9 protein-coding genes are annotated in these 12,640 nt (G+C 36.1%); 4 read left to right on the top strand and 5 right to left on the bottom strand.

The features are described from left to right. Window positions 1-75: 75 nt before the first annotated feature. From AB674_RS22980 to AB674_RS11170, 3 genes are all read right to left on the bottom strand, one after another. Window positions 76-327, bottom strand: a complete 252-nt coding sequence (locus AB674_RS22980) for a hypothetical protein (protein WP_047776618.1) — start codon at window positions 325-327, stop codon at window positions 76-78. A 174-nt stretch (window positions 328-501) separates the two neighbouring features. Beyond that, the gene (locus AB674_RS11175; protein ID WP_047776616.1) at window positions 502-1,302 is read right to left on the bottom strand and encodes a LytR/AlgR family response regulator transcription factor; all 801 of its coding nucleotides are present in this window, start codon (window positions 1,300-1,302) and stop codon (window positions 502-504) included. Window positions 1,303-1,502: 200 nt separating this feature from the next. Continuing rightward, complete coding sequence (locus AB674_RS11170; protein WP_047776615.1) at window positions 1,503-3,044, bottom strand: glycine--tRNA ligase; 1,542 nt, start codon at window positions 3,042-3,044, stop codon at window positions 1,503-1,505. Window positions 3,045-3,142: 98 nt separating this feature from the next. On the opposite strand from AB674_RS11170, the gene AB674_RS11165 reads away from it, so the two are divergent. Continuing rightward, window positions 3,143-3,823 carry a ComF family protein gene (locus tag AB674_RS11165; RefSeq protein WP_047776613.1) on the top strand — a complete coding sequence of 227 codons (681 nt, stop codon included), beginning with the start codon at window positions 3,143-3,145 and terminating at the stop codon, window positions 3,821-3,823. A 210-nt stretch (window positions 3,824-4,033) separates the two neighbouring features. Here the strand turns inward: AB674_RS11165 and AB674_RS11160 are convergent, their stop codons facing one another. Continuing rightward, window positions 4,034-6,793, bottom strand: a complete 2,760-nt coding sequence (locus tag AB674_RS11160) for a reprolysin-like metallopeptidase (RefSeq protein ID WP_047776611.1) — start codon at window positions 6,791-6,793, stop codon at window positions 4,034-4,036. A gap of 225 nt (window positions 6,794-7,018) precedes the next feature. Here AB674_RS11160 and AB674_RS11155 point away from each other — a divergent pair, with 225 nt between their 5' ends. From AB674_RS11155 to bioB, 3 genes are all read left to right on the top strand, one after another. Further along, window positions 7,019-7,951 (top strand): bifunctional riboflavin kinase/FAD synthetase, encoded by a 933-nt coding sequence (locus AB674_RS11155; protein ID WP_047776610.1) that lies wholly within the window; start codon window positions 7,019-7,021, stop codon window positions 7,949-7,951. Between the two features lie 116 nt (window positions 7,952-8,067). Continuing rightward, the gene (locus tag AB674_RS11150) at window positions 8,068-8,505 is read left to right on the top strand and encodes a hypothetical protein (RefSeq protein ID WP_047776608.1); all 438 of its coding nucleotides are present in this window, start codon (window positions 8,068-8,070) and stop codon (window positions 8,503-8,505) included. Window positions 8,506-8,676: 171 nt separating this feature from the next. Beyond that, the gene (gene bioB / locus AB674_RS11145) at window positions 8,677-9,765 is read left to right on the top strand and encodes a biotin synthase BioB (protein ID WP_047776607.1); all 1,089 of its coding nucleotides are present in this window, start codon (window positions 8,677-8,679) and stop codon (window positions 9,763-9,765) included. 478 nt (window positions 9,766-10,243) lie between these two features. Here the strand turns inward: bioB and AB674_RS11140 are convergent. After that, on the bottom strand, window positions 10,244-12,640 hold a 2,397-nt coding region (locus AB674_RS11140), incomplete at its 5' end, for a T9SS sorting signal type C domain-containing protein (RefSeq protein ID WP_053004247.1).

Raw genomic sequence — 12,640 nt, 5'->3', positions numbered from 1 at the left:
CAAAAATACTAAAACTATAGGCTAAAAAAAAGGCTGTCAAAAAATTGACAGCCTTCTCTTGTATTTTTATTTTTTTTAATCCAATTTCACATTCGCACGTGTTGACTGGTTATCTGTAGTAAAACTCCCGGATTGATTCGCATTTACATTCATTTGCATTTCATGTCCGTTAACATCACTCTTACGCCTTCCCATTGAAGTACCGTCTATTGGGTTGATAATGTTTACATCTGTATCGGCTGCATTGTTTACTTCGTCCGGAGTAGTAAAAGAAGTTACTACCATTACTAAAGATAATAATCCGATTGTTAGAGCTGCTTTTTTCATGATCTTGATTTTTTTAGTTTATGTTTTTATTTGGGGCATGTGATTAATTAGAAAAGAACCACGGTGTAAAACTAAGCCCGGAACCAAAAAAAAATTGCACAAAAAAATTAGTTTGTGGTGAAACATACCCAATTGATAGTAAACAGATACCAAATCAACGTAAACACTTAATTTTTAGACCTCTAAATAATTCCCTATACTAAAATCCGAGATTATTAAATCAACATTTGATTTGTATGTTTTAGAGAAAGGAATCTTTTTTGCCGTGTTTTTTATGTAACAAACTGAGTTTCCGCTATGAATGCGTGCCACATAATTCCGATTAACGATATAACTGTTGTGAATTCGGAAAAAAGGATAGGATAAAACATTCTCAAAATGTTTAAGCGTTTTAAAAGCCGTTATCATTTCACCTGTATTAAGGTAGATGTCTGTTGAATTATTATCGGCCTGAAAATAGATGATATCTTCTGCATTGAGATAACGATAATCACCATATGACTTTATACAAATAACAAGCGGTTTCTCGCAGTCCTTAGCGGGAGCGCAAACCGGAGCAGAGCTATCATTTCTTGTACGGACTAATTCTGTCACCAAAGTGGTTTTATTCAATTTTAAAATAAGCTTCTGCAAGTCAATCTCCAAAACCGGTTTCAGTACATAATCAAAAACACCGTATTGAATTGCTTCATAGGCCCATTCTGTTTTTGAAGTGGTAATAATTATTTTAGGAATAATCGATAAATACCGGTACAATTCATTGATAAAATAAAGCGATAACTTACTTGAAGGGTCTTTAGGATCAATTTCTAAAAAGACAAGAGAAGGTTTGTGTTGCAAAATCAGATTTAATCCCTGTTGGTAATTCACAGCTGATCCCACAAAAGTTAAGTCCGAAAAACCAGCTGCAACAGTTCTGGTTTTCAAAATACTTTCAGTGTCATCATCAATAATAATATACGAATACTTTTTCAATATCGGAATGTCTTGATTCTATCTACAATTAAAGCTACGAATTACAAACGCATAAACATTTCATTGTTAATACATTACCAACAAATGTTAAAACATAAAGACAAAATACCAATATGTCCGATGAAATACAAGGTCTAAATTAAAAAAAATCCCAAATTCCTGATGTGGAATTTGGGATTTTTATATTTCTATTTGAAAAATTACATCTTCATTAACCAGTTTTTCATTGAAACTTCGTTCTCAATGATGGCTCTTAATTCAGCAATTTTAACACGATCTTGTTTCATGGTGTCTCTATGACGAATCGTAACCGTTTCATCTTCGATAGTCTGATGATCTACTGTAATACAAAACGGAGTTCCTAAAGCATCTTGTCTTCTGTAACGACGCCCTACTGCATCTTTTTCGTCATACGCTACATTGAAATCCCATTTTAAATCTTCGATGATTTTTTTAGAAATTTCAGGTAAACCGTCTCTTTTAATTAATGGTAAAACAGCTGCTTTTGTTGGCGCTAAAACTGCCGGTAATTTTAGAACCGTTCTTGTAGAACCATCTTCTAAAGTTTCTTCTTGCAATGAAGTTGCAAAAACCGCCAGGAACATACGATCTAAACCAACTGAAGTTTCTACTACGTATGGCACGTAGTTCTCATTCAATTCAGAATCAAAATATTGTAATTTTCTTCCTGAGAATTTTTCGTGCGCTTTTAAATCAAAGTCTGTACGAGAGTGAATTCCTTCTAATTCTTTAAATCCGAAAGGGAAATTAAATTCTATATCAGCCGCCGCATTAGCGTAGTGTGCTAATTTTTCATGATCGTGAAAACGGTAATTCTCTTTTCCTAGTCCTAAAGATAAATGCCAGTTCAAACGTGTTGTTTTCCAGTGTTCGTACCATTGCATTTCTTCACCCGGACGTACAAAAAATTGCATTTCCATTTGTTCAAATTCACGCATACGGAAGATAAATTGTCTTGCCACAATTTCATTTCTAAAGGCTTTTCCCGTTTGAGCAATTCCAAAAGGAACTTTCATACGACCTGATTTTTGCACATTGGCAAAATTCACGAAAATACCCTGAGCCGTTTCCGGACGTAAATATAAATCCATTGCAGATTCTGCAGAAGCTCCCAATTTAGTTCCGAACATTAGGTTAAATTGCTTTACATCTGTCCAGTTTCTGGAACCTGTTTCAGGATCAGCAATTTCCAATTCTTCGATTAAAGCTTTTACATCTTCCAGATCACCATTACCCAAAGAACGTCCAAGTCTTTCACGAATTTCTTTTTCTTTTGCAAGATATTCAACCACTCGTGCGTTAGTGGTAATAAATTCTTCTTCATTAAAAGCATCGCCAAAACGAGCTTTTGCTTTTTCGATTTCTTTTTTGGCTTTCAGATTGATCTTTTCAGCATGATCTTCAACCAAAACGTCTGCTCTGTATCTTTTTTTCGAATCTTTATTGTCAATTAACGGATCATTGAAGGCATCAACGTGGCCTGAAGCTTTCCAGGTCGTAGGGTGCATTAATATTGCAGCATCTAAGCCGACAATATTTTCATTCATCTGAACCATTGATTTCCACCAATATTCACGAATATTCTTTTTTAACTCGACGCCATTTTGTGCATAATCATATACTGCACTCAATCCATCGTATACTTCGCTTGACGGAAAAATAAATCCGTACTCTTTTGCGTGCGAAACCACATTCTTAAATAAATCTTCTTGTTTTGCCATAGTGATGCAAAAATATAAAAAGTACCATTAAAAAAAAGAAAAATAATAAAGTTTGAGGGATTGATTTCGTTATTTTTGTAACTAAATTCTTTCTATTTGTGTTTAATTATATTATTGACCTGTTTTTTCCTAAAGTTTGCGCCGGATGTCACAGCGTTTTAATGACTTATGAATCTGTTTTGTGCACCAAATGCCGTCATGAACTACCGCTTACGCAATATCATTTAGATCCTGAAAATGAAGCGGTCAAGAAATTTTACGGAAAAATTGCTATCGAGCATGCTTCCACTTTTCTATATTTCAATAAAAAAGGGATCGTTCAGGAACTCATTCACAATTTAAAATACAAGGCACAGGAAGAAATTGGAACTGTTTTAGGGCATTGGTACGCCGAAGATCTGAAGAAACTACCATTAGAAAGTCCTTTCCATACGATAATTCCGGTTCCGCTTCACAAACGAAAATTTAAAGAAAGAGGTTATAATCAGGTCACAACTTTTGGAAAAGCCTTGGCCGAAAGTTTATCCATTCCTTATGATGATACCATTTTATACCGCAAAACATACACTAAAACACAGTCCAAAAAGAATCTTTCCGGACGTTCAGAGAATATCGAAAATATATTTGATGTCCGTTTTTCAGAAGAACACCATTATAAACACTTTTTAATTGTCGATGATGTTCTTACCACAGGAGCGACACTGGAGGCTTGTTCCCGGGCCTTATTAAAAATTCCGGGCGCAAAAATCAGCATTGTCTGTATGGCAATCGCACACTAAAAAACCAAGTTTGATTATTAAACTACTTATTTTCAAGCATTCCTATTTTCCTGCAAGGTCTTTTCTTGACCTTGTAGGTATCTTAATTTATGTCTTACCCCTACAAGCTCAAAAAAAGACCTTGTACGAAATAAAAAAACAGATTAAATACGGGCCAATACTGATTTAAATTTCGAATAGTAGTCCCGTTTAGGTTAAAAAGATTTTACCTTAATTGATTACTATTTTCTTAACGGTTTTTCGGTTACCATCAATAACACTTACCAGATAAATCCCTGAAGACACATTTGCAAGTTGAATGTTTTGATTAAAAATAGCCGATCCTGCAAAAGAGTTTGAATAAACAGTTCTTCCCAAAATATCATTTACAAAAACGTTAATTCCTGAACCTGATTCGGATAAAAATTGAATCGTGAAACTACCTTTATTTGGATTTGGATAAAGAACAAAATCAATAGGCGCCTCAACCTTGTCCGTTCCTAAAGTAAATTTTTGAGTCTTAATTGTAATCGATGCAGCATTTATAGTTCCTGTTTTTCCGACATCAATATCGCGAACCATTAAAGTCCAGTCTCCGTAAGGACTCTCTTTATTGAATGCACTTAATTTACCTACAGGAACAACGATTTGCAAGGTGTTTGCTCCGCAAGAAAGGGCAGCACCTGTATCATCATATTTTAAAGACAAGGTGTTTGAAGTACTGCCACAACCACCATCAAACAATGGAACTATCGTCCCTTTTGGACTCTTTATACTTATCTGAACATCGGATAAAAAAGAGTGCGTAAAATTAATATTCAAATCTACATCAAGAATTTCAGCTCCATCAGCAGTAGTCACTGTTTTTTTAGCAGCACTGTCAGCATCGTTTAATCCTGCCGTAATCGTATTTTTCCCTGTAGGAGCAGACACCGTAATTATTCTTGTAGTATATACCAAATCGTTATCCGGAATTACAATTGGCGCAGCAAAAGTGTACGTATTTGTATTTGCAACAGTGTTGTATCCTACTGCAAACTGTTTACTATTTACAGCATAATAAATATTAGCAGTTGGCTCGATCAATAACCTGCAGGCGGTAGCCTTAAGATCAGCAGGAACAGTAATGGTTTCTGAACCATCATTTGGCGTATTTGATACTAAGGTTATTGGAAATGTCAATCCCCCATCCGTAGAAAGTTTGATATTAACATTGGAAGAACCCGCTAAAGTATTTGTATTATTAACCGTCCAGGTTATCGTTTGCAGACTTCCATTGATCCAACCGATATTGTCTGTATTTTGCGACGAAATTGCAAAGGGACCTGCGTTAGCATTCACAACAACAACCATCGCGTCCGTATTAGTCTGTCCTGTGCCTTGAGCAGCATTGTCACGCCCCGTTAAAGTAAAATTCAAGGTTCTTGCTATAGAAGAAACGGATTCCCACGTAGATGTTAATTTATTGTTCAAAACATCATTTTGCTGAGGCATATACCTAATTGGTGACGTCACCGGTAAAAAAGAACGAAACAAAGGTCCATCCGGTTTAGTCGGATAAGCTATACTGGTCTCTCCAGCTGTAATGCTTGCAACATCATTTTCCTCCCAACAATACGTCACTGTATCTCCATCCGGATCAGAACCTGTTCCTTTTAGAATAAAGGCGGTTTCTTTTGGTATGGTATAATCAGGACCCGCACTTATCGTTGGCGGATTGTTGGTTAAAGGTAAACTCACTGCACAATTCGCAGTTGAAAGCACATTCTGAATTTGCAAAATACTAACATAGGCAAAATAATCGTCTGATCTGTTTTGCACATCGTAACCTTTAGAAATCCCGGCATATCCCATAATTGTAGAACCACTACCGGGCTCTACATTAACATTTGTTCTCTGACTGCCATCAAACGAAAAAGTGTGTTCGGCTCCTAACTGGTGTCCAAATTCATGAACCACAAAATCAATATCAAAAGTATCTCCTTGAGGTTTTTTATTTGAAGGCGAAGTATAAGCACTCCCTTTTCCTAATGGTTCAGAGCTTGTAGGATTCGTACAAATACAACCTACACAACCAGCATTTCCTCCTCCGCCCGAAGCACCAAATAAATGTCCGATATCATAACCGTCATTACCAATAACATTGGTTAACGTAGTTTGAATTTCCTGGTTCCAAGCTCCTTCAGCACCTACATCAGCAACTGAATAAGGATCCGTATTCGCATCCGTATAAATAAGGACATCATTATTCGCAATCAAAATTACTTTAATGGCGAGATCTCTGTTAAAAACACCATTAACTCTTGTTAAAGTAGCATTCATACCTGCTAATGCACCTTGTTTTGTCCCTCCAAAAAAAGTGGTATACTCTCCCGTACATGACAGAGCCAATCGCAATGTTTTGAAAACTTTATTATTTGAACTGCTCTTTCCAGTACTGGCCTTATTAGCTGTTTTTTTATTAGCTGTAGATTCTTTAGTAGAGCAAATCAGAGTTGATTTTGAAAGACTGTTTTTTGAAGCAAAAGCAACATATTGCGTTTTATTATCCGGGTTCTTTTCTACAAACTCGGGATTTTTTTCTGCGCGTAGTACCATAGATTGTACTCCGTCCGGAGAAACACTAAAATGAATTTTTGCTGATTTATCATCGATCCCATTACCTTCATATGCCCTAATGTCCGGATATTTTGCCTGCAGTTCAGGATCAAAATTCGATGACTCCCAAACAGAGAATCGCTCTAAAACTCCGTTCGAATTTGGAAAAGTAATTTCAGTAGTAGTACTTTTTGCTTTTTTATCGGTGGTAGTGGACAGCTTTGTCTTCAGAAAATCTGAGTTTAATTTAAAATACATTTTTTCTGAATCATCAGCCGTTACTTTTCTACCAAGATTAGAAGCTGAACTTACTTTTTGCCATAAAACATCGCTTTGCGCATTGATTTCGGCACTAGAAAAAAGAATCAATATAAAAAGTAGTAGTTTTTTCATAAATTCAAAAGTATATTTTAGACATCAAAGATAAGCTAATTAAATTAAAATTTCGCTTCCATACGTGTAGTGAATTCCTACATTAATAAAGTGATTTTTCCTTTTTTACCTATGACTCTTGCTCTTTTCACAAAAAGACACTCAATTTCATTAAAAAAATCAATTGAGCTGAGTATCAAATTTAAAATAGATAGTATAAATTTGCAGCATCTTAAATAATTTGCTTTGAAGCTTTTTCATTCTATAAACGATTTTCGGTCAACCAAGAAAACTATTTTAACTCTTGGCACCTTTGATGGTGTGCATATTGGTCATAAAAAAATTCTGGAACGAATTACTCAAAACACCGAAAATGGAAAATACGAAAGTTTAGTGCTTACTTTTTTTCCGCATCCCAGAATGGTACTGCAGGAAAAATCGGAAATAAAACTATTGAATACCATTGCTGAAAAGACAAAACTTCTGGAGCAAACCGGAATTGAAAATCTGGTAATACACCCGTTTGACGAAAGCTTCTCCAGATTAACTGCCGAAGAATTCGTGCATTCTATTTTAGTAGATCAATTTCATATTCAAAAAATAATCATTGGCCACGATCATCGCTTTGGCAGAAACCGAACGGCCAATATTGATGATCTTATTGCTTTTGGAAAAGAATATGGTTTTGAAGTGGAACAAATTACGGCTCAGGAAATTCAGGATGTTTCGGTAAGTTCGACCAAAATCAGAAAGGCTTTAGACGAAGGTCATGTCACTTTGGCCAACGAATATTTAGGTTATAATTATTTTTTAAGTGGTGAAGTTGTAAAAGGAAAACAGCTCGGAAGAACAATCGGATTCCCGACAGCCAACATCCATATTAAGGAAGATTATAAAAAAATCCCGAAAAATGGTGTTTATGTCGTTCAGACAACATTCCATAATGGAAGAATCGTTTTTGGAATGATGAATATCGGTTTTAACCCCACTGTAAACGGGGACAAACAAACCATAGAAGTACATCTTTTTGATTTTGATGCTGATATTTACGGTAAAAAAATAGAAATTTCTTTACTAACTTATCTTCGCGAAGAACAGAAATTCGGCTCTGTTGACTTACTCAAAGAGCAGCTCAATCAGGATAAAACAAATGCTTTAGCTTTTATCAATCAGCTTTAGAAACTCCTGTTATACTTTTTATCGTTTTTAAATCATCGTAGTTATTTTTTTAGTAAATTTGATATACAACTCTGTTTGTCAATCGCTTACTATTAACTTCTTTAAAAATAACCATTATGAAATTACCTAAAGAAATAACCAACGGTTTTTTGATATTCCTTGGAATTGGCGTTTATTTTTTATTGATGAATGTATTAGGTTTAGCCCATTTATTCTATTTACGAACCTTAAATGTGTTTTTTATATTTTATGGCGTAAATAAAACCATGCGAATGAACCTTCACGAAGGAGAAACCAACTTTGTTTCGAATGCCGTTTCTGCGATGGCAACCTCTGTAGTTGGTGTCGCAATGAGCGTTTTCGGGCTGTTAGTTTATAGTTATGCAAGAGGTGGAGATGCCTATGTTAAAACATTATCAGAGACTTTTATGTTTGGAGGAAATCCCTCAGTACCAACTTACTGTATCTGTTTATTGTTTGAAGGGATCGCATCGTCGGTAATCGTCACTTTAATGATGATGTTATACTGGAATAACAAGTATGTAGCCGATTAATTTTTCAAAGTAAAACAAACATTTTAGCACTCTAAAATCATAAAAAAATATAATTCTATGATTTTAGAGTGTTTCTTTTTTGAAAATGCCTATCAAATATTCATTTACAGAACACATCATTGGTTGATTAGAACAATTTAACTACTTTTGGAGCATCAAAAAAATGTATCAATGAGCATTACGAAACACAACTGGACAAAAGACGAAATAATCGCAATATATAATAAACCTATGATGGACTTGCTGTATGAAGCAGCAACACTTCATAGACAAAACCATGATCCAAACGTAGTACAGGTATCTACACTGTTATCTATTAAAACGGGAGGATGCCCTGAAGATTGTGGTTATTGCCCACAGGCTGCGCGTTATAACACCGGAGTTGAAGGAAACGACTTAATGAGTGTAAGTCAGGTAAAAGCTCAGGCTTTGCGTGCTAAATCAAGCGGATCATCTCGTGTTTGTATGGGAGCTGCTTGGAGAAACGTAAAAGACGGAGCAGAATTTGATCAGGTATTAGAAATGGTTCGTACCATCAATAAGCTGGACATGGAAGTTTGTTGTACTTTGGGTATGATCACCGAAAATCAGGCACAACGACTGGCAGAAGCTGGTTTATATGCTTACAATCACAATTTAGATACTTCTGAAGAATATTATAAAGATGTCATCTCAACCCGTGGTTTTGAAGACCGTTTAGAAACGATCGAAAATGTTCGTAAAACCAATGTTACGGTTTGTAGCGGAGGTATTATTGGAATGGGCGAAAGTATTGAAGACAGAGCAGGAATGCTTGTAGCGCTTTCTACCTTAAATCCACAACCGGAATCTGTGCCAATTAATGCTTTGGTTGCCGTGGAAGGAACGCCTATGGAAGATGAAAAACCTGTTGAAATCTGGGAAATGATTCGTATGGTTGCTACAACAAGAATTGTAATGCCGGACACACAAGTTCGTTTGTCTGCAGGAAGAACCAATATGAGCCGCGAAGGACAGGCAATGTGCTTTTTTGCCGGAGCAAATTCTATTTTTGCCGGAGATAAATTGCTTACAACACCAAACCCTGATGTTCACGAAGACATGAAAATGTTCGAATTATTAGGATTGAATCCACAAAAACCTTTTACAAAAGTTTCGCAACCAAAAACGGTTGAAGCAGCTGACTCTCAATTTGTCCCACTGGGTGAAAAACCAAAGTGGTCAAGACCGGGGCATAGCATTGAAAGAAATCTTGAAGCTTCAGGTAAAGCAAAAGTTTAACATAAAGATTTTATAAATCTCAAATACTATTTTAAATTGCTTTTGGCTTAAGGTCAAAAGCAATTTTTTTATTTAGGAAAATGAGAAAGGAAAATCTCAAGATCTGATTCTATTTACAAATTTTACAATTGTATCAAGTCTGACTAAGGAAGGATCTTCCCTTGTTACGTTCATCAGTATTAATAAAGTGTGTGTTTTTGAATAATCACGCAAAGACGCGAAAACGCAAAGTTTTTTCTCTTTGTCTGACTTCGACTTCGCTCAGTCTGACAAAGAGAAATCTTTATTTAGGAAGGTATTTAGAATACTTGTTTTAACTATAAAGGAGTTTCAAAGTTTTTTTAACCTTTATCTTACTCTGCCTCTGTACCTTTGAACCTGAAAATTATTCCTCGCAAAGTCGCAGAAACGCAAAGTTTGATTCTTTGCAATACTGCGACTCTGCAAGAAAAACAAGTCATCGCACTCGCTTTAACTTTTAAAACATCACTTTCTTAATTGATACTGTATTATTCTCTAACTTAACTTTTACAAAAAGAAGCTGATCCTGAGATTTTAAATTTACAATTTGAAAAGCCGGATCATTAATCGCTGATTTTTTATAAATCATGTTTCCGCTTACATCAAAAATAAGAATCTCACTAATTGTACTTTCAGAAGCATTGATATTGATTATTTTATCTTTTGCGCTTACAATAATCTCTTTTCCTTTATTTTCAAACTCGCCAACTCCCAATGATTTGTTGACATAACGCAATATAAAACGATCGTCAAAGACACCTATTCCGGTTGAAAACTTATAATCACTTTCTCTTAAATCATGTACTTGTCCGGTTATTTTATCTTCGATATAAATGGCCTGATGTACCAAATTCCCATCGGAATCATCTATAGAAATAGTAAAATCACTTACAATTGCAGAACGATATCCCAAAGGAATTGTATCGGTGTCTAAAAAAGGCAGCGCACGCCCTTGGATAACATATTTTTTGTTACTGTTAATACTGTAAAAATCCAAAAACGGATTTCCGTCAAGTGTTACACCATCAAATCTATTATCATGACCGTTTGTTGCTCCTTCTACATAACCAATCAGCAATTGTTTAAATGCTCCTTCCTCATTTTCCAGATCAAGCCATATGCGGTGTCGCTCTAAATCGGTATTTTTTGAAGTATTTTTTATTTTAAAAAACTGACTGTTATCCGCACCCCCCAACCTCATTGCATTAGTAAAAGCGACCGTTCCGGCACTAACCGTTGTGGCGAAAAAAGATTGTCCTGCCCCAATTTTACCCGTTGGTTTAACCCCGGCATCCGTAGCCGGATTATCCGTATGCCCGGGATCACTTTTTGCAGATATTGCTACACCTCCAACAACATTATAACTCGCATAATCATCTGCGTTGTATTTATATGGCCCTACTCTACCTATAGGCGTATTATGAGTCCAGAAAAAGATAGTTCCATCCAGAAAAGAATTTGCAGGTAAAAAAAGATCCGCGTCCAAAGCAGAAGGATATGGATTTCCGATTAAATAAAAGTTACCCGCATCCATTGTTTCTCCGGACAAAGCACCATTGTTTGGAGCGCCAACAAATTGAGCTGTATAATCGGCTCTTACCGTATTTGAATAACTTTGAGGTCCACGAATAATATAACCTTTACCAATTATCATTTCGGTATTGGAACTGGTCATCACCCAGTTTGTTCCATTAAAACTAAAATATTTATCGGATAACGTTAAGGGTGACACATCTACTAATTTTTGTGGACTCACCGGTGTTGACCAATAAATATAATCGTATATAAAAATCTGTTTACCTGTACGTTTGTAACTAATAGAGCCCGAATTCAGTAACGGATTATCATTTGCCTGAACTAAACTTGCATTATTCTCAAACAGTAATTCCGTTCCCGGTGCTGAATCAACAGTTAATGCATTAGTTACCGTTAGCGTGTTTAATGCATTTATGGTCACTTTTTTCCCTGCATTTACTTTACAGGTACAACTGTTTATATCTCCTGTTGTCGCATAATCGTCAGCAAAGATAATATTATGATTTATTGTTGGTGTTCCACCCGACCAGCCTCCTGCTATAGTGTAAGTATTTGTTACAAGTGGATTTATAACTATATTCGATAAGGGTGGTGAAGCACAACTACCACTATATTGAACAATAAAATTATAGGTTCCGGGTGCAAGTCCGGTAATTGTATATGTTGTTGGATCAGGCCCAGCACCTCCCGCATAAGTATTGGGGAAAGAACCGCTTTGCGTTATCGTATAATTACTCATATTGGGCAATCCATTTAAAACTAACGTACCGGTCGGCGTTAGACATGTTGGATCAGTAATTCCTCCATTAACGGGCGCAGTTGGTTGTGGAATTATTGTGATAGTAGCAGAACCACCTGTAAATGCTGAACTTCGAACACAAGTATCAGCTCCGGTTACAGAAACCAAAGTATACGTTGTAGAAGTTGTAACCGGAGTGGTAAAAGTCGCAAAAGCAACACCACTGGTCACATTAGTCTGCGTACGATCTGCTCCGCCATTTTCTTTATAAACCACTGTATAAGGACCTGTACCCGCGGTTGCTGTAAAAGTTAATTGCCCAGCTCCCGTCGCACAAAACGGACCATTGGCTGTTAAACTACCTTGTGGTAGTGGATTGACCGTAATTGTCGCCGAACCACCGGTAAAGCCGGAGCTTCGAACACAGGTATCTGCCCCTGTTACAGAAACTAAAGTATAAGTCGTAGAACTCGTAACCGGAGTCGTAAAAGTTGTAAAAGCAGTACCACTGGTAACATTAGTCTGTGTACGATTGGCACCACCATTTTCCTGATAGACTACTGTATAAGGACCTGTTCC

It is taken from the genome of Flavobacterium sp. ABG, from assembly GCF_001027725.1.
GTDB classification, from domain to species: Bacteria; Bacteroidota; Bacteroidia; order Flavobacteriales; family Flavobacteriaceae; genus Flavobacterium; species Flavobacterium cupriresistens.
This window is presented reverse-complemented; position numbering and strand designations above follow the sequence as displayed.

What these genes read in the sequence shown, in the direction of transcription:
- AB674_RS22980 (WP_047776618.1), bottom strand. Translation starts at nt 327, where the DNA reads ATGAAAAAAGCAGCTCTAACAATCGGATTATTATCTTTAGTAATGGTA.
- AB674_RS11170 (WP_047776615.1), bottom strand. Translation starts at nt 3,044, where the DNA reads ATGGCAAAACAAGAAGATTTATTTAAGAATGTGGTTTCGCACGCAAAA.
- AB674_RS11160 (WP_047776611.1), bottom strand. Translation starts at nt 6,793, where the DNA reads ATGAAAAAACTACTACTTTTTATATTGATTCTTTTTTCTAGTGCCGAA.
- AB674_RS11150 (WP_047776608.1), top strand. Translation starts at nt 8,068, where the DNA reads ATGAAATTACCTAAAGAAATAACCAACGGTTTTTTGATATTCCTTGGA.
- bioB (WP_047776607.1), top strand. Translation starts at nt 8,677, where the DNA reads ATGAGCATTACGAAACACAACTGGACAAAAGACGAAATAATCGCAATA.